The organism is Thauera sp. K11 (assembly GCF_002354895.1).
GTDB classification, from domain to species: Bacteria; Pseudomonadota; Gammaproteobacteria; order Burkholderiales; family Rhodocyclaceae; genus Thauera; species Thauera sinica.
This window is the reverse complement of sequence record NZ_CP023439.1, coordinates 2,568,305-2,591,970: the sequence shown is the minus strand read 5'-3', so window position 1 is coordinate 2,591,970 and position 23,666 is coordinate 2,568,305. Positions and strand designations below refer to the sequence as shown.

Genomic DNA, 23,666 nt, shown 5'->3' with positions numbered 1-23,666 from the left:
GCTGCGGTTACGGTCCCGTCCGCCCGGCTGGCGTAAAATGCGGGCATGAATACGTCCCCCAGTCTGCGGGCTGCGCCGCAGGATCGCGCGCCTCGTCCCCGGAACCGCCGTTTCTCCCGTGCCGGCTTTCTGGCCGCGATTTCGCTGCCGTTGCTGTCCGCCAGTACCGCCACCTTGGCGGACGAGGAGTTCGCGTCCTGCCTCGCTCGGCTGCGGCCCGAAGCGATCTCCAAAGGCGTGTCGGGCGCAACCTTCGATGCACAGACGGCAATGCTCGCTCCGGACATGGCGGTGATCGGCTTTCTCGATGCCCAGCCCGAATTCGTGACGCCGATCTGGGACTACCTCGCCGCGCTGGTCGATGAGGAGCGCGTGGCGGACGGGCGCGGGATGCTGTCGCGCTGGGACGAGGTTCTGCGCCGGGTCGAGGCCGAGTACGGCGTCGATCGCGCGACGGTGGTGGCGGTGTGGGGCGTCGAGAGCAACTTCGGCCGCAATTTCGGCACGCGCCCGCTGCTCACGTCGCTGTCGACGCTGTCTTGCTACGGCCGCCGGCAGTCCTACTTCCGGGGCGAGTTCTTCACCACGCTCAGGATCATCCAGGAAGGGCACGTGGCGCCCGAGCGCCTCACCGGGTCGTGGGCGGGCGCCTTCGGGCACACGCAGTTCATGCCGTCGACCTTCATGCGGCTGGCGGTGGACTTCGACGGCGACGGCCGGCGCGACCTGGTCGACAGCGTGCCCGATGCCCTGGCCTCCACCGCCAACTTCCTCAAGCGCGCGGGCTGGCGCGGCGATCTGCCCTGGGGTTTCGAGGTGGCCTTGCCCGCGGGTTTCGATACCTCGTCGGCGGGGCGACGCAACAAGCAGCCGATGCGCGACTGGGCTGCGCGCGGCGTCCGGCGCAGCGATGGCAGCGGACTGCCGCCCGGCGAGACGGCGGCTGCGCTGCTGTTGCCGGCGGGGGCAGGCGGGCCGGCCTTTCTCGTCACGCGCAATTTCGACGCGTTGTATTCGTACAACGCCGCGGAGAATTATGCGCTGGCCATCGCCCACCTGTCCGATCGCCTGCGCGGCGGCGGGCCGTTCGTCACCGGCTGGCCGACCGACGATCCCGGCCTGTCCCGCGCCGAGCGGCGCGAACTCCAGACGCTGCTGATCCGGCACGGCCATGACATCGGCGAGGCTGACGGCGCGATCGGCGCGCGTACGCGCGAGGCGCTCAAGGCGGTGCAGACCGAACTGGGCCTGCAGCCCGACGGCCGCGCAGGGCAGAAGGTGCTGCGGGCGTTGAGAGCCGCGGTCGCCAACTGAGGAACACCGCTGGACGCCAGTTGGCGGTCCAGCGGCGCGAGAGGCCGCCTCTACCGGCGGACGACGGTTCCGGCGGAGTCTTCGATGCTGGCAGGCCCCGCGGACTTCCTCAGTTCGCCGGCGTGTCCGTGGCCGGCTGGCCGGGGAAGAAGCGCTCGCCGAGTTCTTCCAGCCCCAGTTCGTGCAGCAGCCCGGCCAGCCGCTCGGAAGGCCGCCGGCGCGGCAGGTCCTTGTAGCTGGCGATGATCAGCTCGTTCTTCATCGAGTGTTCCCAGCCCACCAGCTCGGTGACGCTGACCTGGTAGCCGTGCGATTCGAGCTGCACGCAGCGCAGCACGTTGGTGGCGTGGCTGCCGAATTCGCGTGTGTGGATGGGATGGCGCCACAGTTCGGTGAGGCTGTTCCTGAGCGCCTGTGCCTTGTTCTTGCGCAGGACCGCTGCGACTTCGGCCTGGCAGCACGGTACCAGCACGATGAAGCGCGCCTGCTTCTTCAGCGCGAAGCGGATCGCGTCGTCCGTGGCGGTGTCGCACGCATGCAGTGCGGTGACGACGTCGATGCGCTGCGGCAGGCGATCGGAGGTGATGGAATCGGCCACCGTCAGATTCTGGAAGCGCATGCCGCGAAAGCCCAGCTTGTCCGCCAGGCGGCGCGAGCTCATCACCAGTTCGTCGCGCGTCTCGATGCCGTGGATGCAGCCCTGGGGCGCCTGCGACTTGAAGAACAGGTCGTAAAGGATGAAGCCGAGATAGGACTTGCCCGCACCGTGGTCCACGAGCTGAATGTCGGGCCGTTCCGCGAGCGCTTCGGCCAGTAGCGGTTCGATGAAATGGTAGAGGTGATAGACCTGCTTGAGCTTGCGCCGGCTGTCCTGGTTGAGCGTGCCGTCGCGCGTCAGGATGTGGAGCTGCTTGAGCAGTTCGATCGACTGATCCGGGCGGATCTCGGGATGCTGAGCGTTCATCTTCTTTCGATCTGCTGCGTGCCACCGCGGCGGAGCGGTGATCTGCATGTCGACAAAATGTAAAAAACGACCGCAGTGGCCGGCCGTTTCGAATCGGCGGAGAAAAACGGTGCCGTCCTGCGGCCCGTGCCGGCGCTCGATGTCATCGGTTGCGCCCGACGCCCGGGCGGCATTTCCCGGTTCGATCTCCGGAACCGGCATTGAATCGATACGGCCGGCGCGAACGGCGTTCAGCCCGAACGCCGCGTATGGATCATGTAATTGACCGACGTATCGTCGCCCAGGGAATACACCTTGGTCAGCGGGTTGTAGCTCAGGCCGCTCATGCCCTGCATGTCCAGCCCGGCATTGCGGCAATGGCGCGACAGCTCGGACGGTTTCAGGAACTTGGCGTATTCGTGCGTGCCGCGCGGCAGCAGGTTCAGCACGTATTCCGCGCCGATGACCGCGAAGACATAAGCCTTCAGATTGCGGTTGATGGTCGAGAAGAAGACGTGGCCGTCCGGTTTCGCCAGCCTGGCGCAGGCCGCGATCGTACTGGCCGGATCGGGCACGTGTTCGAGCATTTCCATGCAGGTGACGACGTCGAACCGGCCGGGATTCTCGGCCGCGAAGGCTTCCGCACCGGTGTGCCGGTAATCCACCTTGAGCCCGCTCTCGTAGAGATGCAGGCGAGCCACCCCGAGTGCCTTCTCGGAGAGGTCGATGCCGGTGACCGCCGCGCCGCGTGCCGCCATGCTCTCGGACAGGATTCCGCCGCCGCAGCCGACGTCGAGCACCGTCTTTCCCGCGAGCGCCGCCCGGCTGTCGATCCACTCCAGACGCAGCGGATTGATCTCGTGCAGCGGTTTGAACTCGGATTCGGGGTCCCACCAGCGGTGGGCGAGGTCGCTGAACTTCTGGACTTCAGCCGGATCGGAATTGGTCGTGTTCATCGGGATCGGAGCCTTTGGGGAACGGCAGTGTGACCGTCGCGGGCGTATGCGGTTCGGCGGTCGCCTCAAAAACAAAAAGCCCCGCCGAGGCAGGGCTTTCCGTACATCGGGCTGCGGATTACTTGGAGCCGATGACTTCCACTTCCACGCGGCGATCCGGCTGCAGGCACTCGATCAGAGCCTTGCGGTTCTTGATCTTGTCGCACTTGGCACCGGTGACGGGCTGCTTCTCGCCCTTGCCTTCGGTATAGACGCGGTTCGCTTCCACGCCCTTGGAAACCAGGTAGGTCTTCACGGCCGCGGCACGGCGCTCGGACAGCTTCTGGTTGTAGGCGTCGGAACCGAGGCGGTCGGTGTGGCCGACGGCGAGGATCACTTCCAGCTTGACCTGCTTGGACTGGGCGGCCAGATCATCCAGCTTGGCCCTGCCTTCCGGCTTCAGGACGGCCTTGTCGAAGTCGAACAGGGCGTCGGCGGACAGCTTGATCTTGTCGGCGGTGGGCCTCGGCGCAGCGGCAGGGGCGGCCGGCGCGGCAGCAGCCGCGACCGGCGCAACGCACTTGTCCTTCGGAACGATGTCGCCGTCGCATTCGCAACCCGCCGGGAACTGACCAGCCATCGCGGTCGACGCGGCAGCCGGGCTCCAGTAGCCGGTGCGCCAGCACAGGCCGGTACCGCTGCGGGCGACGACGTTGCGGGCATCGATGACGTACGGGATTTCGCCCTTGCTGTCGACCACCACGTCCTTCACCTGCTGAGCGTAGGCGACAGGAGCAGTAAGGCCGATCGAAGCGATGGCGGCCAGCATGAGCATCTGTTTCTTGGTCTGTTTGATCATGGTTTCCTCTTTGAAGGCGAATCGCCGGAGTTGCCACTGCATTGGAGAAGGAAAACAGCAACGAATCGCCGTCTCCACGTCAGGTCGAACTTACTTATCCAGTTCAATTAGCGAGCTTAGTTTGCCACACCGTCGCAATTCGGAGCAATTCTTTGTCGCTTATTTGCAACAGCGCAACGCCTTCAGCCACGCGGATTTCGCCGTCTATCCAGACGTGCGAGACATGCTCCCGGCCCGCGACGTGCACGAGATGGGAAATGGGGTCGAAGCAGGGCCGCATCAGAGCGTCGCCAAGATCCACCGCGCAGAGGTCGGCCCGTTTCCCGGGGACGATGGAGCCGACTTCCGCCCCCAGGCCCAGTGCTTCGGCGCCGGCCAGCGTGGCCATGTGCAGTGCGGCATGGGCCGGCACGGCCGTCGCGTCCTTGCTGCCGACCTTGGCGAGCAGGGCCGCGTGCCGCATCTCCTGGAACAGGTCGAGCCGGTTGTTGCTGGCCGCGCCGTCGGTGCCCAGCCCGACGCGGACGCCCGCGGCGAGCAGCTGGGCGACGGGTGCGATGCCGCTGGCAAGCTTCATGTTCGAGGTCGGGCAGTGGGCGACGCTGGCGCCGTGGCCGGCGAGCAGTTCGATTTCCTGCGCGTCGAGATGCACGGCGTGCACGCCCACCATGTTGTCCGCCACGACGCCGAGCTTCGCCAGCCGGGCCAGCGGGCGCATGCCGTGGGCTGCCAGCGAGTTGCGGATCTCGCCCTCGGATTCGTGGATGTGGATGTGCAGCGGCAGATCGAGTTCATGGGCGAGGGTCTGGGCGCGCCGCAGATTGGCGTCGGAGACGGTGTAGGGCGCATGCGGCGCGACGGTGAAGCCGATCCGCGGGTGGTTCTTCCAGTGGTCGCGGGCGGCGAAGCCCTTGCGCAGGTAGTCGTCCGCATCCGCCGCGTAGGACGTGGGAACGTCGATCAGAACGATGCCGACCCGTGCCCGCATGCCTGCCAGATCGAAGGCTTCCGCAGCCGCGTCGGGATGGAAGTACATGTCGCTGCACGTCGTGATGCCGCCGCGCAGCATCTCGACGGCTGCGAGCAGCGTGCCTTCGCGAACGAAGGAATGGGAAACGTGTTTGTTCTCGGCGGGCCAGATGGCCTCCTGCAGCCAGCGCATCAGCGGCAGATCGTCGGCGATGCCGCGCAGAAGGTTCATCGCGGCGTGCGTGTGGAGGTTGACCAGCCCCGGGATCAGCGCGTGTTCGGGGAGTTCGACGACGCGGGCGGCATCGACCGTGCGGCGGGCCAGGTCGCTCGGCATCACGGCGGCGATGCGGCCGAAGCGGACCGCGACGGCGTGATGGTGGAGCACGGCCCGCGCGGGTTCGACGGGAATGACCCAGCGTGCGTAGATCAGGAGGTCGGCCGGTTCGTTCAAGCGTGGTTCTCCGCGTGGGCGCAATGGCGGGAAGGGTGCGGCGATTTAAGCACGGCGGCGGAAGCGCGAACAACATGGGCGGGGCTGGCGGCACCGCGTTCGCATGGCCGGGCGGGCGGGGTTCGTGACAGAATCGGGGCGTCGACTTTTGATCGCGGGCATTGTCGGTCCGCCGCGTGGATGGCATGAACGGATTGCCGGAGAAAATCGGTCGGTATCGGATCCTGCGCGAAATCGGGCGCGGTGCGACGGCAGTGGTCTATCTGGCCGAAGGCCCGGACGACCCTCGGCCGGTGGCGCTGAAGCACGTCCGCTTCGACGACAAGGTGCGGGACGAGGCGAAGTGGAACCGGCGCCTGATCAAGCTGCTGAAGGCCGAGAAGGCGGTGGCCACGCGCCTGGACCATCCGAACATCATCCGGATCTACGATGCGTCGATCGAACCCGGCCAAGCCTACGTGGTGATGGAGTATTTCCCGGGTGCCTCCCTCGAGCGCCATTGCTCGTTCGAGCATCTGCTGCCCATCCACCGCACGATCGGCATCGTGTTCAAGTGCTGCATGGCCCTGGATCACGCGTATCGCCAGGGGATCGTCCATCGCGACATCAAGCCGGCGAACATCCTCGTCGACGACCAGGACAACGTGAAGATCACGGATTTCGGCCTCGCGCTGAACGTCAGCAAGCGGGTGGAGACGGATTCGACCTTCATCATGGGGGTGGGGTCGCCGGCCTACATGAGCCCCGAGCAGATCAAGGGATATCCCCTCAACCAGAAGACGGATCTCTATTCGCTCGGCGTCGTGCTGTTCCACCTTCTCACCGGCCGGCTGCCTTTTCGCGGCACCAACCCGGCGCAGCTCATCTACAAGATCATCAACGCCGATCCGCCGTCGGTGTCGCAGCTCAATCCGGACGTGCCGGAGCAGATGGATGCGGTGATCCGCCGCGCGCTCGAGAAGGATCTCTATTCGCGCTACAAGAACGGCGCCGAGTTTGCGAAGGACCTGGCGGCCGTGCGCTACAAGATCCTCGACGACAGCTACGTCCCGCCGGACACCCAGCGCTTTAACCAACTGCGCAAGCTGGCGTTCTTTACCGAGTTCGAGGACGTCGAGCTTTGGGAAGTGCTGCGTATCTGCTCGTGGAGGCAGGTGGACAAGAACATCGCCCTGGTTCGCGAGGGCGAGGCCGACCAGCGCTTTGCGATCGTCCTCGATGGCCGCGTGGAGCTTTCCGTCGGCGGGCGCAAGGTGGCCGAACTCGGCCGAGGCGAGGTCTTCGGCGAACAGGCGTGGATCGACAGCATCGAGCATCGGCACATGCTGTCGGTGGTTTCGCTCGAAGCGCTGACCTATCTGGAGATCAATCCGGCCGCGCTGGCGCTTGCCAGCGACGAGGTGGTCGAGCGTTTCCGTACCCAGGTGTCTACGGTCGTCGTGCGCCGGCTTGCAATCATTGCACGCACCCTGTCGCAGCACATGCCCGCCGCGGCAGTGGGTGAATACACGGCGACGGGCAGCCTGGATTTGCGCCTGGTGGACGGCTGAGCCGTTTGGCAGCTCCCGGTGTTCCGGCGTCCCAGGCATCGCATCGCGCGCAATCGGCTGCGGCAGGCTGCCTGAACGCTCCGTGCGTTTATCGCGTGGCGCCCAGCGCGAGTGCCCGCTGCCTGCTTGCCGCGATCTCGCCCGCATCCGCCGCCGGTGCTTCCAGCCAGTTGCCGAGGTTGCGCCGGGCTAGGTCCGCGAGTGCGGAGATCCAGTCGTCGCGTTCGTTCAGGCAGGGGATGTAGTGGAAGGTCTTGCCGCCCCGGGCGAGGAAGGCATCGCGGCATTCCATGGCGATTTCCTCCAGGGTTTCCAGGCAGTCCGACACGAAGCCCGGGCAGATCACGTCCACGCGGCGGGTTCCGCTTTTCGCCAGTGCTTCGAGTGTGGGCTGGGTGTAGGGCTGCAGCCACTCGGCCTTGCCGAAGCGCGACTGGAAGGTCACCGCGGCGCGGTCGGCCGGCAGTTCCAGGGCGTCGAAGACGAGGCGCGCCGTCTTCATGCATTCGCAGTGATAGGGGTCGCCCAGGTCGAGGGTGCGGCGCGGGATGCCGTGGAAGCTCATCACCAGCTTGTCGGGTGTGCCGTGGCGCGCCCAGTGTTCGCGGATGTTCCGCGCGATTGCGGCGATGTACCCCGGATCGTCGTGGAAGCTGCGCACGTAGCGGATCTCGGGCAGGTTGCGCCAGTTGCGCAGGCAGTGCGCCACCTCGTCGATGGCGCTGCCCGTCGTGCTCGACGAGTATTGCGGATAGGCCGGCAGCACCAGGATGCGGGTGCAGCCCCGGGCACGCAGGGCGTTCAGCATGTCGGGAATCGACGGCGCGCCGTAACGCATGGCCCAGGCGACTTCCAGGTCGGGGCGGCGGGTTTCGGCGAGGCGGGCGGCGAGCAGCTTTGCCTGGCGCTCGGTATGCACCTTGAGCGGCGAGCCTTCTTTCGTCCAGATGCTGGCGTATTTTTCCGCCGACTTCGCCGGCCGGAGGTTCAGGATGACGCCGTTCAGGATCGGCCACCAGGCCGCCCGCGGAATTTCCACCACGCGAGGGTCCGACAGGAACTGCTTGAGGTAGGGGCGCAGGGCGCGGGCGGTAGGGGCTTCGGGCGTGCCCAGGTTCACGAGCAGCACGCCGATGCGCGCGCGCGCGTCGTGCTCGTAGGCGGGTTCGCTCCAGTAGCGGGCCATGGGGGTCCTTGGATTCGGTTCTTGCAGCGGAGCGGGCGCCGGCGCGCTCCGGTCAGTGATTGGACGACAGCGCGCTGGACAGCAGCCTGGCGGTGATGTCCACGATGGGGATGACGCGATCGTAGGCCATGCGCGTGGGGCCGATGACGCCGACCGACCCCACCACCCGTCCATCGACTTCGTAGGGCGCGGTGATCACGCTGCATCCATCCAGCGGCGCCAGGCCGGATTCGCCGCCGATGAAGATCTGGACCCCTTCGGCGCGGTTCGACAGGTCCAGCAACTGCATCAGCCCGGTCTTCTGGTCGAAGAGCTTGAAGAGTTCGCGCAGGCGCGACATGTTGGACGACAGGTCCTCGACCTCCAGCAGATTGGTTTCGCCGGAGATCACGTAATTGGTCGCGGTTTCCTCGGCCGCTTCCGAGCCGGCGTCCACCGTTGCCGTCATCAGTTCGGTCATGTCGCTGCGCAGTTGCCGCAGTTCGGCCCGCAGCCGGTGCCTGATCTCATCGAAGGAAAGGCCGACGAAATGTTCGTTCAGGTAGGAAGCGGCGCTGCTGAGTTCGGCAGCGATATAGGCACGACGCGTCAGCAGGATGCGGTTCTGCACGTCGCCCGCGGTGGTGACGATGATCAGCAGGATGCGCGTCTCGGACAGGCTGATGAACTCGAACTGACGGATGCGGACCGCGTCCTTGCGCGGTGCCACCACGACGCCGGCGAACTGCGTGAGGCCGGACAGCACGTGCGAGGCCGAATTCAGCAGCCGTTGAGGCTGGTCGGGCTGCAACTGGCCCTTGAGCTCGCGGACCTGGGCGCTTTCGAGCGGCTGCACGGTGAGCAGCGCATCGACGAAGAATCGGTAGCCGCGTGCCGTGGGCACGCGCCCGGCGGAAGTGTGGGGGCTGGCGATGAAACCGGCTTCCTCCAGATCGCTCATGACGTTGCGCACGGTGGCCGGCGACAGTTCCAGGCCGGAGAAGCGCGACAGCGCACGGGAGCCCACCGGCTGGCCTTCCGCGATGTAGCGTTCGATCAAGGTCTTGAGCAGGATCTGGGAGCGGGTGTCGAGCGTGTTCATGTGGGCGTCGGGGCTGTTGCCGGGATTCTACGAAAGTGTGGCGGCCGTGGTAAGCGGCGGGTAGTGCGGGAGATGACCGTCGGCTTCCGGTTTTGTCGGCTGGATATGGTTTAATCCGCGGCTATGAGCATGCACTTCGACAACATCGCGCTGATCGGCAAATATCAGAGCCCGGACGTCGCCGAGTCCGTGCTCGAGATCGCACGTTTCCTGCGTTCGCGAGGGCGTAACGTATGGATGGAACAGGGTACGGCAAGTTCCATCGGCGGTGCGGGAGACTACCCGATCGCGGCCTACGAGCAGATCGGCGCCGAGGCGGACCTCGCGGTGGTGGTCGGCGGCGACGGCACCATGCTCAACACGGCCCGCCGCCTTGCCGAGCACGCGGTACCGCTGGTGGGGGTCAACCTCGGGCGGTTGGGCTTCCTGACCGACATTTCGCGCTCGAACGCACTGGCGTGTCTTGCCGAGATCATCGAGGGGCGGTTTGGCGAAGAGTCCCGCTTCATGCTCGATGCCGAGGTGCTGCGTGGCGGTGTGCGCGTCTTCTCGACCCGCGCGCTGAACGATGTCGTCGTCAACAAGGGCGACCTCGGCCGCATGATCGAGTTCGACCTTGCGATCGACGGCGAATACGTCTATACGCAGCGCTCCGATGGCATGATCCTGTCCACCCCGACCGGATCGACTGCCTACGCGCTGTCGGCCAACGGTCCGATCCTGCACCCGAGCGTCGGCGGCATCGCGCTCGTGCCGCTCTGTCCGCATGCCCTGACGGCACGTCCCGTCACGTTGCCGGACAGCAGCCGCATCGAGATCTCGCTGCTGCTGCCGCACGATGCACGCGTGCATTTCGACGGCCAGGCCCGCTTCGATCTGCGTGCCGGCGACTGCGTGCGCGTCACCCGCTCGCCGCACGCCTTGCGCCTGCTGCATCCGGTCGGCTACAGCTACTACGCCATGCTGCGCGAAAAGCTGCACTGGAGTGCTGCTCCGCGCCACAACTGAACCCGCCGTCCGCGCCGATGCGGGCGCGGATCCTGCTGCAGTCCTGCCTTCGTTTTCTCACATCATGCTGCGACGACTCACCATACGCGACTTCGTCATCGTCGACCGCCTCGAACTCGATTTCGCCGCAGGATTCGGCGCGTTGACCGGCGAAACCGGCGCTGGCAAATCGATCCTGCTCGATGCGCTCGGGCTCGCTCTCGGGGGGCGCGCGGAGGCCGGGGTCGTGCGCGCCGGGCAGGAGCGCGCCGACATCATCGCCGAGTTCGATCTGCCGCAGCAGGGCGGACTGGCCGCCTGGCTTGCCGATGAGGCGCTGGAGGCCGAGGAGGGGGCGGTGATCCTGCGCCGGGTGGTCGACGCCGGCGGGCGCAGCCGGGCCTGGATCAACGGTACCGCGGTGACGCTCGCGCAACTGCGGGCGGCGGGCGAGTGGCTGGCCGACATCCACGGCCAGCATGCCCACCATGCGCTCCTGCGCGCCGAGGCCCAGCGCGAACTGCTCGATGCCTGTGCCGGTGCGCGCGCGATCGCGACGGAAGTCGCCCGCTGCCATCGCGAATGGCAGGCGCTCGCCAACCTCAGGCGCGAGGCGGAGGCGGACTCGGCAAACTCGGCGCGCGAGCGCGAACTGCTCGCCTGGCAATCGAAGGAGCTGGAGGAACTCGCCTTCGACGGCAGCGAGTGGGACGAACTCAATGCTGAGCACAGCCGTCTCGCCCATGCGGCGGGGCTGATGGAAGGCGCCGACGAAACCCTGGCCGCCCTGGGCGAGGGCGACTACGCGGTCTGCGCGATCCTGCGCCATCTCGATGGCCGCGTCGCCGAACTCGCCGACATCGATCCCGGCCTGGCAGACGTGCGCGAACTGCTGTCGGCCGCCGCGATCCAGGCCGACGAGGCGCTGCATGCGCTGCGGCGCTACCGCGAGCGCCTCGATCTCGATCCGCAGCGGCTGGCCGAGGTGGAACGCCGCATCTCGACGGTGATGGATACTGCGCGCAAGTATCGCGTGGTGCCCGAAGCCCTGCCCGAACTCATGAGCCAGTGGCGCGAACGCCTGGCCACGCTGGAGGCGCGCTCGGACCCGGCCAGACTGGAGCAGGCCGAGGCCGAGGCGTACGGGCGATTCGGGGCCGCGGCGGCAAGCCTGTCCGCCTTGCGCCGGCCCGCGGCCGAGGCGCTGTCGAGGGAGATCACCGAGGCGATGCAGACGCTCGCGATGGCCGGGGGGCGCTTCGATGTGGCGCTCGAACCTTCCCAGCCCTCCGCGCATGGCGCGGAGATCGTGGAATTCCGCGTTGCGGCAAATCCGGGTCAGGCACTGCGCAGCCTGGCCAAGGTCGCCTCCGGCGGGGAGCTGTCGCGGATCGGCCTCGCCATCCAGGTCATGACGAGCCGCGACTCGGCCACGCCGACGCTGATCTTCGACGAGGTGGACGTCGGTATCGGCGGGCGTGTGGCGGAGATCGTCGGCAAGCTGCTCGCCCGTCTCGGACGGGAGCGCCAGGTTCTGTGCGTCACCCACCTGCCGCAGGTCGCTGCGTGTGCCGACTGGCAGTGGCGGATCGCCAAGGTGGAGCGGGGAGGGCAGACGCTCAGCGAGGTGACGCCGCTTTCCAGCGAGGAGCGCATCGAGGAGATCGCGCGCATGCTGGGCGGCGTGAACATCACCGCGACCACGCGCGACCACGCGGCGGAGATGCTGGGGCAGCGCTGAAGGGCTGGATGCGGGCCGCGGTAGCAGGCGGCTTCGCCGACGGGGCGTGCGCGCCGGGGCGGGTCAGGAGCCGCCGCCGCGGTTGGGGCAGTCCTTGCGGACGCAGTCGGCGTACAGATACAGCGCGTGCTCCTTGATGGTGAAGCCGCGCTCTTCGGCAATGCGTTTCTGGCGCTGTTCGATCTCGGGGTCGTAGAACTCTTCCACCTTGCCGCATTGCAGGCAGACGAGGTGGTCGTGGTGATTGCCCTGGTTGAGTTCGAAGACCGCCTTGCCGGATTCGAAGTAATGGCGCTCCAGCAATCCGGCCTGCTCGAACTGGGTCAGCACGCGATAGACCGTCGCCAGCCCGATGTCCATGCCCTCGCTGATCAGCAGGCGATAGACGTCTTCGGCGGTGAGGTGGCGCTGCTCCGCGCTCTGGAACAGGTCCAGGATCTTCAGGCGTGGGTAGGTCGCCTTCAAGCCTATGCTCTTCAGGCTCTTGGAATTCTCTGACATGGCTGTCCATACGGATGGCGAGGTGACGCGCAGTCGGAGAATGCGCGAAGTTCGGCGAAAGGCCGACTTGCCCTATGTTATATTTTTTACCCCCCAATGAGAACCTGCGCTCCCCAGCGGGCGCCTTCATCCGACTCCTCTTCATGCGTCCTCTCCTGTTTCCGGCGCTCGTCGCCGCAAGCCTGCTTGCCGGCTGCTCCTTCGACACAATCGTGAGCAAGGTCAATCCCTACAAGATCGACGTTCGCCAGGGCAACTACGTCGACCAGGACATGGTCGCCCAGCTCAAAAAGGGCATGACGCGCGAGCAGGTGCGCTTCGTCCTCGGCACGCCGCTGGTCGTCGATGTCTTCCGCAACGATCGCTGGGACTACGTCTATCGGTTCAAGCCCGGGCAGGCCGAGGCGCAGCAGCGGGTCATCTCCGTCTTCTTCGTCGACGACAGGCTCGACCGCATCGAGGGCGACGTGCAGGCCGGCAATGCGCAGGCTGCGGCGGAGACGGGGCGCGGCGAGCGCAGCCGCGTCGTCGAAGTCCCGGCCACGCCGCAAGATTGATCATCCGCCGGTGCGGGGCGTCCGTTCCGCGTCCGTCCACCGGCTCTCCAGGAACTGCAAGATGACGGTTATCCGTTTGGCCATCGCCGGCGCGTCCGGCCGCATGGGCCGCATGCTGATCGAGGCCGCCCTCGAGGACGAAGGCGTCGTCGTCGCGTCGGCCTTCGACCGGCCCGGGACGCCCTACATCGGGCGCGATGCGGGCGAACTGCTGGGTGCGCCGTGCGGCGTTGCCATCGTCGATGATCTCCGCGCGGCGATCGCCGCGGCCGATTGCGTGATCGACTTCACCCGCCCGGAGGGCACGCTCGCCCATCTCGCGATCGCCCGCGAACTCGGCAAGGCGATGGTGATCGGCACCACCGGCTTCGATGCGGCGGGCAAGGCGGCCATCGCACAGGCCGCCACCGACATTCCGGTGGTCTTCGCACCGAACATGGCGGTCGGCGTCAATGCGGTGTTCAAGCTGCTCGAGGTCGCTGCCCGCATCCTCGACGAAGGCTACGACGTCGAGGTGATCGAGGCGCATCACCGCTTCAAGGTCGACGCGCCGTCCGGCACGGCGCTGCGCATGGGCGAGGTGGTCGCGCGCGAGCTGGGGCGGGATCTCGACGCCTGCGCGATCTACGGCCGCGAAGGGGTGACCGGCGAGCGCAGGGCCGAGACCATCGGTTTCTCCACCATCCGCGGCGGCGACATCGTGGGCGACCACACCGTGCTGTTCGCCGGCATCGGCGAGCGCATCGAGATCACGCACAAGTCCGGCAGCCGCATGCCCTACGCGCTCGGTTCGCTGAGGGCGGCGCGCTTCGTGGCGGGGCGTGCGCCCGGGTTGTTCGACATGCAGGACATCCTCGGCCTGCGCTGAACGATCGGGCCGGCCGGTTCCGCGGCCATGGGGCGACGCGGCCTGCGGTATCGGCGGGGCAGCGGCGTCACATTGCCTTGAACGGCCGAAAAACGTAGAATCGCGACATCTAGACAGCGGGATCGGCCTACGGGCTCGTCCCGCTTTTTTGCAAGCTTCGAGGGCGGCATCGGTTGTCAGCCCTTGATTTCCAGGCTGAATCCAGGAGTTTCTCGTGACTGCATCCCTGCCCGCCCTTCTTGCGCTCGCCGATGGGACGGTATTCCATGGCAAGGGCATCGGCGCGGTCGGCAGCACGGTTGGCGAAGTGGTGTTCAATACCTCGATGTCGGGTTATCAGGAAATCCTGACCGACCCGAGCTACTCGCGCCAGATCGTGACCTTGACCTATCCGCACATAGGCAATACCGGCATCAACCGCGAGGACGTCGAGTCGACCCGCGTTCATGCCGCAGGGCTCGTCATCCGCGATCTGCCGCTGCTGCCGTCCAACTTCCGCATGGAGCAGCGTCTCGACGCCTACCTGCGCGCCGAGAACGTCGTCGCCATCGCCGGCCTCGACACCCGCAAGCTCACCCGCGTGTTGCGTGAGAAGGGCGCGCAGGCGGGTTGCATCGTCACCGCGGCCGAAGGCGCGCCGCTCGATGCGGAGGCCGCCGTCGCCGCTGCGCGCGCCTTCCCCGGCCTGGCCGGCATGGACCTGGCCAAGGTCGTCAGCGCACCGCAGGCTTATGACTGGACCGAGAGCGAGTGGGTGCTGGGCAAAGGCTACGGCAAGGTGGAGCGGGCCCGTTTCAACGTCGTCGCCTACGATTTCGGCGTCAAGTTCAACATCCTGCGCATGCTGGCCGAACGGGGCTGCCGGCTGACGGTGGTGCCGGCGCAGACGCCGGCAAAAGACGTGCTGGCGATGAAGCCGGATGGCGTGTTCCTGTCCAATGGCCCGGGAGACCCCGAGGCGTGCGACTACGCCATCGACGCGGTGCGGGAGATCATCGAATCGAAGGTGCCGACCTTCGGCATCTGCCTCGGCCACCAGTTCCTGGCGCTGGCCTCCGGTGCGAAGACCGTCAAGATGAAGTTCGGCCACCACGGCGCCAACCACCCGGTGAAGGACCTGGACAGCGGCCAAGTGCTGATCACCAGCCAGAACCACGGCTTCGCGGTGGATCCGGCGACCATGCCGGGCAATCTGCGGGTGACGCACCAGTCCCTGTTCGACGGCTCGAACCAGGGCCTCGCCCGTACCGACGTCCCCGCGTTCTCGTTCCAGGGACACCCCGAAGCGAGTCCGGGTCCGCACGACGTCGCCTACCTGTTCGACCGCTTCGTCCGCCTGATGGAAGCGGCCAGGTAATCAGGCACCCCGGCGGGCCCATCGCCCGCCGTCACCGTTTCGATGCCGGCGCATGACGCCGGGTCGAGGAATCACTGAGGCAACACGATGCCGAAACGTACCGACATAAAGAGCATCCTGATCATCGGTGCCGGCCCGATCATCATCGGCCAGGCATGCGAGTTCGACTATTCCGGCGCCCAGGCTTGCAAGGCGCTGCGCGAGGAAGGCTACAAGGTCGTCCTGGTCAATTCGAACCCGGCGACCATCATGACCGACCCGGGCACCGCCGACGTCACCTACATCGAGCCGATCACCTGGCAGGTGGTCGAGCGCATCATCGCCAAGGAGCGCCCCGACGCCCTGCTGCCGACGATGGGCGGACAGACCGCGCTCAACTGTGCGCTCGATCTGGCCCACAACGGCGTGCTCGAGAAGTACGGCGTCGAACTGATCGGCGCTTCGGAAGAGGCGATCGACAAGGCCGAGGACCGGCTGAAGTTCAAGGAGGCGATGACCACGATCGGGCTGGGCTCGGCGCGCTCGGGCATCGCCCACAGCATGGAAGAGGCGCTGCAGGTGCAGGGCGGCATCGGCTTTCCGGTCATCATCCGTCCCAGCTTCACGCTCGGCGGCAGCGGCGGCGGGATCGCCTACAACATGGAAGAGTTCCACGAGATCTGCAAGCGCGGTCTCGAGGCCAGCCCGACCAACGAACTGCTGATCGAGGAGTCGCTGCTCGGCTGGAAGGAGTACGAGATGGAGGTGGTCCGCGACAAGGCGGACAACTGCATCATCGTCTGCTCGATCGAGAACCTCGACCCGATGGGCGTGCACACCGGCGACTCGATCACCGTCGCGCCGGCGCAGACGCTGACCGACAAGGAATACCAGATCATGCGCAACGCCTCGATCGCGGTGCTGCGCGAGATCGGGGTCGATACCGGCGGTTCGAACGTCCAGTTCGCCATCAATCCGCGCGACGGCCGCATGATCGTCATCGAGATGAACCCGCGCGTGTCGCGTTCTTCCGCGCTGGCCTCCAAGGCCACCGGCTTCCCGATCGCCAAGGTCGCCGCCAAGCTGGCGGTGGGCTACACGCTCGACGAACTCAAGAACGACATCACCGGCGGCGCCACGCCGGCCTCGTTCGAGCCTTCGATCGACTACGTGGTGACCAAGATCCCGCGCTTCGCCTTCGAGAAGTTCCCGCTCGCCAACGATCGCCTGACCACCCAGATGAAGTCGGTGGGCGAGGTCATGGCGATGGGGCGCACCTTCCAGGAATCCTTCCAGAAGGCGCTGCGCGGCCTCGAGGTCGGCGTCTATGGCCTGGACGAGATCGAGGCCGACACCGAGGATCTCGAGCGCGAACTCGCGAGCCCCGGCCCGCAGCGCATCTGGTACGTCGGCCAGGCTTTCCGCGAGGGCGTGAGCCAGGACCAGGTGCACAACCTGACCAAGATCGATCCCTGGTTCCTCGCCCAGATCGAAGACATCGTCCTCACCGAGAAGTCGCTGGCGGGCCGCTCGCTGAAGGCGATCCAGGCGGCGCAGATGCGGGAGATCAAGCGCAAGGGCTTCTCCGACCGCCGCATCGCCAAGATGCTCGGCGCCGACGAGACCGCGGTGCGCTTGCACCGCCACACGCTGGGCGTGCGGCCGGTCTTCAAGCGCGTCGATACCTGCGCGGCAGAGTTCGCGACCTCGACCGCCTATATGTACTCCTCCTACGAGGAGGAATGCGAGGCGAAGCCGACCGACAAGAAGAAGATCATGGTGCTGGGCGGCGGCCCGAACCGCATCGGGCAGGGCATCGAATTCGACTATTGCTGCGTGCATGCGGCGCTCGCACTGCGTGAAGACGGGTACGAGACCATCATGGTCAACTGCAACCCGGAAACCGTGTCCACCGACTACGACACCTCCGATCGCCTGTATTTCGAGCCGATCACGCTCGAGGACATCCTCGAGATCGTGCACATCGAGAAGCCGGTCGGCGTGATCGTGCAGTTCGGCGGCCAGACGCCGCTCAAGCGTGCCAAGGCGCTCGAGGAGAACGGCGTGCCCATCATCGGCACCAGCCCCGACATGATCGACGCCGCCGAGGACCGCGAGCGCTTCCAGAAGCTGCTCACCGACCTCGGCCTCAAGCAGCCGCCCAACCGTACCGCGCGCACGCCGGAAGAAGCGGTGCGGCTCGCGGCGGAGATCGGCTATCCCCTCGTGGTCCGTCCGTCCTACGTGCTGGGCGGCCGCGCGATGGAGATCGTCCACGAGCAGAAGGATCTCGAGCGCTACATGCGCGAGGCGGTCAAGGTGTCGAACGAGTCGCCGGTGCTGCTCGACCGCTTCCTGAACGATGCCACCGAGATCGACGTCGATGCATTGTCCGATGGCGAGCAGGTCATCATCGGCGGCATCATGGAGCACATCGAGCAGGCGGGCGTGCATTCGGGCGACTCCGCGTGCTCGCTGCCGCCCTATACGCTGACGCCGCGGCTGCAGGACGAACTGCGCCGCCAGACCGAGGCCATGGCGCGGGCGCTCGACGTCGTCGGCCTGATGAACGTGCAGTTCGCCATCCAGGGCGAGGGCGACAACGCCGTCGTCCATGTGCTGGAAGTGAACCCGCGCGCGTCGCGCACCGTTCCCTTCGTCTCCAAGGCGTGCTCGTTGCCGCTGGCCAAGATCGCCGCGCGCTGCATGGCCGGCCAGAGCCTGGCCAGCCAGGGCGTGACCGGCGAGGTCGTGCCGCCCTACTACTCGGTCAAGGAAGCGGTGTTCCCCTTCGTCAAGTTCCCGGGCGTGGATACCATCCTCGGGCCGGAGATGAAGTCGACCGGCGAGGTCATGGGCGTGGGGCGCAGCTTCGCCGAAGCCTTCGTCAAGAGCCAGGTGGCGGCCGGCGTACGTCTGCCCAGCGGCGGGACGGCCTTCATCAGCGTCAAGGCATCGGACAGGCCGGCCGCGGTCGAGGTCGCCAAGGAACTCCACGATCTGGGCTTCTCGCTCGTGGCGACGCGCGGCACGGCCTCGGTGATCGACGCAGCCGGCGTTCCGGTTGCGGTGGTCAACAAGGTCAACGAGGGGCGGCCGCACATCGTCGACATGATCAAGAACGAAGAGATCGCCCTCGTCATCAACACGGTCGAGGAAAAGCGCCAGGCCATCACCGATTCGCGTTCCATCCGCACCAGCGCGCTTGCCGCCAAGGTGACGGTGTTCACGACGATCGAAGGCGCGCGCGCGGCCTGCATGGGCATGCGCAGCCTGGCCGGCGGCATCGAGGTTTACTCCGTGCAATCCCTGCACGCCGAACTGAATCAGGCAGCATGAACAAGATCCCGCTCACGGTTACCGGCGCAGAGTTGCTGCGCGAAGAACTGCATCGTCTGAAGACGGTGGAGCGTCCGAACGTGATCGCCGCGATCGCCGAAGCGCGTTCGCACGGCGACCTCTCCGAAAACGCCGAGTACGAGGCGGCGAAGGAGCGCCAGGGCTTCATCGAAGGACGGATCATGGAAGTCGAAAGCAAGCTTTCGCACGCCCAGATCATCGACCCCAAACTGCTCGATGCGGACGGCCGCTGCGTGTTCGGCGCAACGGTGGAACTCGAGGACATGGATTCGGGCCAGGTCGTGACCTACCAGATCGTCGGCGACGACGAGGCCGACATCAAGGCGAACAAGATCTCGATCAGTTCGCCCATCGCGCGGGCATTGATCGGCAAGTACGCCGGGGACATCGCCGAGGTTCAGGCGCCCGGTGGCATTCGCGAGTACGAGATCATCGACGTCCGCTACGTCTGAACCGATGCTGAACCGCTTCGCCGAGCACCTCGCCCTCGTCATCGTCACCCTCTGGGTGGGCGGCATGTGGGCGGTCGGCTACCTCGTGGCTCCGGTGCTGTTCGACATGCTGTCCGACCGTATGCTGGCGGGCAGGGTGGCGGGGCGGCTGTTCGATTTCGTCGGCTGGTTCGGACTCGGCAGCGCCATCTATCTGCTGTTGTTCGCCGCGATCAGGATGGGGTGGGCGGTCTTTCGCAGCGGACTGTTCTGGCTCGTGCTGGTGCTGCTGGCGCTGGTGGCCGCGGGACAGTTCGGCATCCAGCCGCTGATGGCGGAACTCAAGGCGAGCGCCTGGCCGCGCGATGTCATGAACAGCGTGATGCGCGACCGCTTCGCTGCCTGGCACGGGGTTTCCAGCGTGCTCTACCTGGTCCAGAGCCTGCTCGGCGCGGCGCTGGTGTTCGCCTTGAGAAAAAACCTCAAGCAGGGATGAGGGCCGGGCGCACCGGCATTGGCGCGCCGGCCCGATCCGCCCCGCAAGAGGGTCAGCGTCCCCGTCCGCTGCCGCGGACGCGTGCGGCAGGCGCGCGGGCCGGGGAGCGGCGGGACTCGGCCGCTGCCTTGGCCAGTGCCGCACGCCGCGCGGCAGCCGCGAAGGCTGCGGCGGATTTTGCCGTGGCGGTCTTCACGGGGCGTTTCGGTGCGGCTTCGGCCGCGGCTTTGTCCTCTTCGCGGCGCTGGCGCCAGACGACGAGGATGTTGCCGATGTGCTGCACGGGAGCGGCTTCCAGCGTCGTGCAGAGTTCCTGCATCAGGGCATCACGCTGCTCGCGTTCGGCGCCCTGGACGCGGACCTTGATGAGTTCGTGGGCCTGGAGCGAGCGTTCGATTTCGGCTACGACCGAGGGCGCGAGGCCGTTGCCTGCGACCGTGACGACGGGGTTCAGGTGATGGGCCTTCGCGCGCAATTCGCGGCGCTGGGCAGGCGTAAGCTCGATCATTGATTTTTCTCGACTTTCGTGGGGCACGGATTCTACTCCGATTGGCGTAATGAAACGAAACAAGACCAGCAAGGCGTGGCTGCACGAGCATCTGAACGACCCCTATGTGCTGCGGGCGCAGGCCGACGGCTACAGGGCGCGTGCCGCCTACAAGCTGATCGAGATCGATGAGCGGGACCACCTGCTGCGTTCCGGGGCGGTGGTCGTCGATCTCGGCGCGGCGCCGGGTTCCTGGTGCCAGGTGGCGGTCAAGCGTTGCGGCGCCTCCGGAAGGGTGTTTGCGCTGGATATCCTGCCGGTCGAGCCGATCGCGGGAGTGGACATCCTGCAGGGCGACTTCACGGAGGATGAAGTGCTGGCCGAACTCGAAGGCCGGCTCGGCGGCGCACGGGTCGACGCGGTGCTGTCCGACATGGCGCCGAATCTTTCGGGCGTTGCCACGGTGGATCAGGCCAGATCCATCCACCTCTGCGAACTCGCACTGGATTTCGCGGCGCGGCACCTGAAGCCGTCCGGGCAGTTCGTGGTGAAAGTCTTCCAGGGGGAGGGCTTCATGGAGTTCCGCAAGGCCGTGGAAGCCGTCTTCGGTTCGGTGCAGGTGAGAAAGCCCAAGGCGTCCCGCGATCGAAGCGCCGAGGTGTATCTGCTCGGCAAGGGCCTCAAGGCCCGCTGAAGAGGCCGGCGATTGACGGCCGCAATCGCGGCCATTGGTTTGCCCGCGGGAACGTTCGCCTCTAGAATGAATCAATGATGCGTACGCTCGGAAAGGGCTCGTGGGGTAAAGTGCTTTGAACAATCTTTTCAAGAATCTCGCGATCTGGATGGTCATCGGCGTCGTGCTGATGACCGTATTCAACCAGTTCAACGCCCGTCAGACGGCTCCCAACACCATGGAATACTCCCAGTTCATGGAGGAGGCCAAGGCGGGGCGTATCGCCAAGGCGACGGTCGACGGCCGCGTCCTCAAGGCCACGACACAGGAAGGGCGTTCCATCACCGTCTATACGCCGGGCGTGCAGGACATCTGGATGGTGTCCGACCTGATGCGCTACGGGGTCTCCGTCAATGCCACGAAGCCGGAAGAAGAGCAGTCCTTCCTGGCGAACATTTTCGTGTCGTGGTTCCCCATGTTGCTGCTGATCGGCGTGTGGATCTTCTTCATGCGCCAGATGCAGGGCGGCGGCAAGGGCGGGGCGTTCTCGTTCGGCAAGAGCAAGGCGCGGATGCTCGACGAGTCGGCGAACTCCGTCACTTTCGCCGACGTGGCGGGTTGCGACGAGGCCAAGGAAGAGGTGTTCGAACTCGTCGAGTTCCTGCGTGATCCTTCCAAGTTCCAGAAGCTGGGCGGCCGCATTCCGAAAGGGGTGCTGATGGTCGGCTCCCCCGGTACGGGCAAGACGCTGCTGGCCAAGGCGATCGCCGGAGAAGCGAAGGTTCCCTTTTTCTCGATTTCCGGCTCGGATTTCGTCGAGATGTTCGTGGGCGTCGGCGCGGCGCGCGTGCGCGACATGTTCGAGCAGGCCAAGAAGCACGCACCCTGCATCATCTTCATCGACGAGATCGACGCCGTCGGCCGCCAGCGCGGTGCCGGTCTCGGCGGCGGCAACGACGAGCGCGAGCAGACGCTGAACCAGCTTCTCGTCGAGATGGACGGTTTCGAGGGGCAGACGGGCGTCATCGTGATCGCGGCGACCAACCGCCCCGACGTGCTCGATCCCGCCTTGCTGCGTCCGGGCCGGTTCGACCGCCAGGTGGTGGTCGCGCTGCCCGACATCCGCGGCCGCGAACAGATCCTCAAGGTCCACATGCGCAAGGTGCCCATCGCGCCCGACGTCGATCCCCAGGTGCTGGCGCGCGGGACGCCCGGTTTCGCCGGCGCCGATCTGGCGAACCTTGTGAACGAGGCGGCCTTGTTCGCCGCGCGTGCCAACAAGCGCCTGGTCGACATGGATGACTTCGAGCGGGCCAAGGACAAGATCATGATGGGGGCGGAGCGCCGCTCGGTGGTCATGCCCGAGGAAGAGCGTCGCAACACGGCCTACCATGAATCGGGCCATGCCGTCGTCGCCCGGCTTCTGGACAAGACCGATCCGGTACACAAAGTCACGATCATCCCGCGCGGCCGCGCCCTGGGCGTCACGATGCAACTGCCGACCGAGGATCGCTACAGCCAGGACCGCGACCGTCTGCTGCAGACGATCACCGTGCTGTTCGGTGGCCGCATCGCCGAAGAGATCTTCATGAAGCAGATGACTACCGGAGCGTCCAACGATTTTCAGCGCGCGACCGATCTGGCTCGCCGCATGGTCACGCAGTGGGGCATGTCGGATACGCTGGGGCCGATGGTCTATGGTGAGGAAGAAGGTGAGATCTTCCTCGGCCGGCAGGTGACGACGCACCGCAATGTGTCAGAGGCAACGATGCAGAAGGTCGATGCCGAGATCCGTCGCATCATCGACCAGCAGTATGGTCTGGCTCGCCGCCTGCTCGAGGAGAATCGCGACAAGGTCGAGGCGATGACCCGCGCGCTGCTCGAATGGGAGACGATCGACGCCGACCAGATCAACGACATCATGGAAGGCCGTCCGCCGCGTCCCCCGAAGCCTGCTTCGGTGCCAGTCGGCCGCTCGAAGGACGACTCTCCGGGTGCGGCGCCGACTGCGCCCGCACCTGCGGCCTGATCCGAGTCGAGCCGATTCCTTCCTAGTCCGGGCCGGTGTATCCGGCCCGTTTCTTTTCCGGTATGAAGATGAGCACCATTCAATGTGGACGCTTTCGGCTGGACCTGTCACGGCCCCAGGTGATGGCGATCGTGAATCTGACGGATGATTCCTTCACGGGCGACGGCACGCACGGCAACCTGGACAGCATGATGCGGCGCGTCGAGCAAGTGCTCGAGGAAGGGGCCGACATGCTCGACATCGGCGCCGAGTCCTCCCGTCCCGGCGCGGATTCCGTGCCCGAAACGCAGGAACTGGAGCGCGTGATGCGTTGCGTCGAGCGCCTGCGCAGCTTCGGGGTGCCGCTGTCGGTCGACACGCTGAAGCCGGCGGTGATGCGCGCCGCCGTCGAGGCGGGCGCCGACATGATCAACGACATCAACGCGTTCAACGCACCCGGTGCCGTCGAGACGGTGGCGGGCACCGACGTCGGCCTGTGCGTGATGCACATGCAGGGCGAACCGCGCACGATGCAGCGCAATCCGTACTACGCCGATGTCGTCGAGGACGTGGCGGAATATCTCGCGGCGCGGGTGCGCGCCCTTGAGGCGGCGGGCGTGGCCCGCGATCGTATCGTCCTCGATCCTGGCTTCGGGTTCGGCAAGACCGTCGAGCACAATTTTTTGTTGCTGCGCGAACTGGCGCGTTTCGGCAGGGAGGGTCTGCCGGTGCTCGTGGGCATGTCCCGCAAGTCGATGCTGGGGACCGTGACGGGCAGACCGGTCGATCAGCGGATGGTGGCAAGCGTGGCAGCAGCCCTGATCGCAGTCGAGCGCGGAGCGGCAATTGTTCGCGTTCACGATGTCGGTGCCACTCGTGATGCTCTCAAGGTCTGGGAAGCGGTGCCATAATCTGCACTTTGCGTTTTGC

At 66.3% G+C, this 23,666-nt stretch carries 21 protein-coding genes; 13 read left to right on the top strand and 8 right to left on the bottom strand.

What is annotated here, in order from left to right:
• Positions 1-45: 45 nt before the first annotated feature.
• A complete protein-coding gene (locus CCZ27_RS11295; RefSeq protein ID WP_096448238.1) occupies positions 46-1,314 on the top strand; it encodes a lytic murein transglycosylase in 1,269 nt (422 codons plus the stop codon).
• A 109-nt stretch (positions 1,315-1,423) separates the two neighbouring features.
• Here the strand turns inward: CCZ27_RS11295 and CCZ27_RS11290 are convergent, their stop codons facing one another.
• The 4 genes from CCZ27_RS11290 to CCZ27_RS11275 all read right to left on the bottom strand — a co-directional run bounded on the left by CCZ27_RS11290 (position 1,424) and on the right by CCZ27_RS11275 (position 5,474).
• Positions 1,424-2,278 (bottom strand): class I SAM-dependent methyltransferase, encoded by an 855-nt coding sequence (locus CCZ27_RS11290; RefSeq protein ID WP_096452453.1) that lies wholly within the window; start codon positions 2,276-2,278, stop codon positions 1,424-1,426.
• A 230-nt stretch (positions 2,279-2,508) separates the two neighbouring features.
• Positions 2,509-3,213 (bottom strand): bifunctional 2-polyprenyl-6-hydroxyphenol methylase/3-demethylubiquinol 3-O-methyltransferase UbiG, encoded by a 705-nt coding sequence (gene ubiG / locus CCZ27_RS11285; RefSeq protein WP_096448235.1) that lies wholly within the window; start codon positions 3,211-3,213, stop codon positions 2,509-2,511.
• A 118-nt stretch (positions 3,214-3,331) separates the two neighbouring features.
• A complete protein-coding gene (locus tag CCZ27_RS11280; protein WP_096452451.1) occupies positions 3,332-4,051 on the bottom strand; it encodes an OmpA family protein in 720 nt (239 codons plus the stop codon).
• Between the two features lie 103 nt (positions 4,052-4,154).
• The gene (locus tag CCZ27_RS11275; RefSeq protein ID WP_096448233.1) at positions 4,155-5,474 is read right to left on the bottom strand and encodes a TRZ/ATZ family hydrolase; all 1,320 of its coding nucleotides are present in this window, start codon (positions 5,472-5,474) and stop codon (positions 4,155-4,157) included.
• A 185-nt stretch (positions 5,475-5,659) separates the two neighbouring features.
• Here CCZ27_RS11275 and CCZ27_RS11270 point away from each other — a divergent pair, with 185 nt between their 5' ends.
• Positions 5,660-7,024, top strand: coding sequence for a serine/threonine-protein kinase (locus CCZ27_RS11270; RefSeq protein WP_096452449.1), 1,365 nt, complete (start codon positions 5,660-5,662; stop codon positions 7,022-7,024).
• An 88-nt stretch (positions 7,025-7,112) separates the two neighbouring features.
• On the opposite strand, the gene hemH is transcribed toward CCZ27_RS11270, so the two are convergent.
• Both hemH and hrcA read right to left on the bottom strand, forming a co-directional pair.
• Positions 7,113-8,210 carry a ferrochelatase gene (hemH, locus tag CCZ27_RS11265; protein ID WP_096448231.1) on the bottom strand — a complete coding sequence of 366 codons (1,098 nt, stop codon included), beginning with the start codon at positions 8,208-8,210 and terminating at the stop codon, positions 7,113-7,115.
• A 52-nt stretch (positions 8,211-8,262) separates the two neighbouring features.
• Positions 8,263-9,291 carry a heat-inducible transcriptional repressor HrcA gene (hrcA, locus tag CCZ27_RS11260; protein ID WP_096448229.1) on the bottom strand — a complete coding sequence of 343 codons (1,029 nt, stop codon included), beginning with the start codon at positions 9,289-9,291 and terminating at the stop codon, positions 8,263-8,265.
• 123 nt (positions 9,292-9,414) lie between these two features.
• Here hrcA and CCZ27_RS11255 point away from each other — a divergent pair, with 123 nt between their 5' ends.
• Entirely contained in the window at positions 9,415-10,299 is an 885-nt protein-coding gene (locus CCZ27_RS11255; protein WP_096448227.1) for an NAD kinase, read from the top strand.
• Between the two features lie 64 nt (positions 10,300-10,363).
• Positions 10,364-12,019: a DNA repair protein RecN gene (gene recN / locus CCZ27_RS11250; protein ID WP_096448225.1), complete on the top strand. Its 1,656-nt coding sequence runs from the start codon at positions 10,364-10,366 to the stop codon at positions 12,017-12,019.
• A 63-nt stretch (positions 12,020-12,082) separates the two neighbouring features.
• Here the strand turns inward: recN and fur are convergent, their stop codons facing one another.
• A complete protein-coding gene (gene fur, locus CCZ27_RS11245; protein ID WP_096448223.1) occupies positions 12,083-12,520 on the bottom strand; it encodes a ferric iron uptake transcriptional regulator in 438 nt (145 codons plus the stop codon).
• 143 nt (positions 12,521-12,663) lie between these two features.
• Here fur and CCZ27_RS11240 point away from each other — a divergent pair, with 143 nt between their 5' ends.
• From CCZ27_RS11240 to CCZ27_RS11215, 6 genes are all read left to right on the top strand, one after another.
• The gene (locus CCZ27_RS11240) at positions 12,664-13,077 is read left to right on the top strand and encodes an outer membrane protein assembly factor BamE (protein WP_096448221.1); all 414 of its coding nucleotides are present in this window, start codon (positions 12,664-12,666) and stop codon (positions 13,075-13,077) included.
• A gap of 61 nt (positions 13,078-13,138) precedes the next feature.
• The gene (dapB, locus tag CCZ27_RS11235; protein ID WP_096448219.1) at positions 13,139-13,945 is read left to right on the top strand and encodes a 4-hydroxy-tetrahydrodipicolinate reductase; all 807 of its coding nucleotides are present in this window, start codon (positions 13,139-13,141) and stop codon (positions 13,943-13,945) included.
• Positions 13,946-14,159: 214 nt separating this feature from the next.
• A complete protein-coding gene (gene carA, locus CCZ27_RS11230) occupies positions 14,160-15,302 on the top strand; it encodes a glutamine-hydrolyzing carbamoyl-phosphate synthase small subunit (protein ID WP_096448217.1) in 1,143 nt (380 codons plus the stop codon).
• A gap of 87 nt (positions 15,303-15,389) precedes the next feature.
• Positions 15,390-18,620: a carbamoyl-phosphate synthase large subunit gene (carB, locus tag CCZ27_RS11225; protein WP_096448215.1), complete on the top strand. Its 3,231-nt coding sequence runs from the start codon at positions 15,390-15,392 to the stop codon at positions 18,618-18,620.
• A complete protein-coding gene (gene greA, locus CCZ27_RS11220; protein WP_096448213.1) occupies positions 18,617-19,093 on the top strand; it encodes a transcription elongation factor GreA in 477 nt (158 codons plus the stop codon). Before carB ends, greA begins: the two co-directional genes overlap by 4 nt.
• Before the next feature lie 4 nt (positions 19,094-19,097).
• Positions 19,098-19,568 (top strand): DUF4149 domain-containing protein, encoded by a 471-nt coding sequence (locus CCZ27_RS11215; protein WP_232516634.1) that lies wholly within the window; start codon positions 19,098-19,100, stop codon positions 19,566-19,568.
• 52 nt (positions 19,569-19,620) lie between these two features.
• On the opposite strand, the gene yhbY is transcribed toward CCZ27_RS11215, so the two are convergent.
• Complete coding sequence (yhbY, locus tag CCZ27_RS11210; RefSeq protein ID WP_096448211.1) at positions 19,621-20,076, bottom strand: ribosome assembly RNA-binding protein YhbY; 456 nt, start codon at positions 20,074-20,076, stop codon at positions 19,621-19,623.
• Positions 20,077-20,125: 49 nt separating this feature from the next.
• Here yhbY and CCZ27_RS11205 point away from each other — a divergent pair, with 49 nt between their 5' ends.
• The 3 genes from CCZ27_RS11205 (at position 20,126) to folP (ending at position 23,647) form a co-directional block, all read left to right on the top strand.
• Positions 20,126-20,749 carry an RlmE family RNA methyltransferase gene (locus CCZ27_RS11205; RefSeq protein ID WP_096448209.1) on the top strand — a complete coding sequence of 208 codons (624 nt, stop codon included), beginning with the start codon at positions 20,126-20,128 and terminating at the stop codon, positions 20,747-20,749.
• A 115-nt stretch (positions 20,750-20,864) separates the two neighbouring features.
• Positions 20,865-22,757, top strand: a complete 1,893-nt coding sequence (gene ftsH / locus CCZ27_RS11200; RefSeq protein WP_096448207.1) for an ATP-dependent zinc metalloprotease FtsH — start codon at positions 20,865-20,867, stop codon at positions 22,755-22,757.
• A gap of 68 nt (positions 22,758-22,825) precedes the next feature.
• Positions 22,826-23,647, top strand: a complete 822-nt coding sequence (gene folP / locus CCZ27_RS11195) for a dihydropteroate synthase (protein WP_096452445.1) — start codon at positions 22,826-22,828, stop codon at positions 23,645-23,647.
• The last annotated feature ends 19 nt before the right edge of the window (positions 23,648-23,666 follow it).

Excerpts from the sequence above, each read along its gene's own strand:
- folP (WP_096452445.1), top strand. The coding sequence starts at position 22,826 with ATGAGCACCATTCAATGTGGACGCTTTCGGCTGGACCTGTCACGGCCC.
- fur (WP_096448223.1), bottom strand. The coding sequence starts at position 12,520 with ATGTCAGAGAATTCCAAGAGCCTGAAGAGCATAGGCTTGAAGGCGACC.
- CCZ27_RS11205 (WP_096448209.1), top strand. The coding sequence starts at position 20,126 with ATGAAACGAAACAAGACCAGCAAGGCGTGGCTGCACGAGCATCTGAAC.
- ubiG (WP_096448235.1), bottom strand. The coding sequence starts at position 3,213 with ATGAACACGACCAATTCCGATCCGGCTGAAGTCCAGAAGTTCAGCGAC.
- dapB (WP_096448219.1), top strand. The coding sequence starts at position 13,139 with ATGACGGTTATCCGTTTGGCCATCGCCGGCGCGTCCGGCCGCATGGGC.
- CCZ27_RS11240 (WP_096448221.1), top strand. The coding sequence starts at position 12,664 with ATGCGTCCTCTCCTGTTTCCGGCGCTCGTCGCCGCAAGCCTGCTTGCC.
- hrcA (WP_096448229.1), bottom strand. The coding sequence starts at position 9,291 with ATGAACACGCTCGACACCCGCTCCCAGATCCTGCTCAAGACCTTGATC.
- CCZ27_RS11215 (WP_232516634.1), top strand. The coding sequence starts at position 19,098 with ATGCTGAACCGCTTCGCCGAGCACCTCGCCCTCGTCATCGTCACCCTC.
- carB (WP_096448215.1), top strand. The coding sequence starts at position 15,390 with ATGCCGAAACGTACCGACATAAAGAGCATCCTGATCATCGGTGCCGGC.
- CCZ27_RS11280 (WP_096452451.1), bottom strand. The coding sequence starts at position 4,051 with ATGATCAAACAGACCAAGAAACAGATGCTCATGCTGGCCGCCATCGCT.
- recN (WP_096448225.1), top strand. The coding sequence starts at position 10,364 with ATGCTGCGACGACTCACCATACGCGACTTCGTCATCGTCGACCGCCTC.
- CCZ27_RS11270 (WP_096452449.1), top strand. The coding sequence starts at position 5,660 with ATGAACGGATTGCCGGAGAAAATCGGTCGGTATCGGATCCTGCGCGAA.
- yhbY (WP_096448211.1), bottom strand. The coding sequence starts at position 20,076 with ATGATCGAGCTTACGCCTGCCCAGCGCCGCGAATTGCGCGCGAAGGCC.
- CCZ27_RS11290 (WP_096452453.1), bottom strand. The coding sequence starts at position 2,278 with ATGAACGCTCAGCATCCCGAGATCCGCCCGGATCAGTCGATCGAACTG.
- CCZ27_RS11255 (WP_096448227.1), top strand. The coding sequence starts at position 9,415 with ATGAGCATGCACTTCGACAACATCGCGCTGATCGGCAAATATCAGAGC.
- hemH (WP_096448231.1), bottom strand. The coding sequence starts at position 8,210 with ATGGCCCGCTACTGGAGCGAACCCGCCTACGAGCACGACGCGCGCGCG.
- greA (WP_096448213.1), top strand. The coding sequence starts at position 18,617 with ATGAACAAGATCCCGCTCACGGTTACCGGCGCAGAGTTGCTGCGCGAA.
- CCZ27_RS11295 (WP_096448238.1), top strand. The coding sequence starts at position 46 with ATGAATACGTCCCCCAGTCTGCGGGCTGCGCCGCAGGATCGCGCGCCT.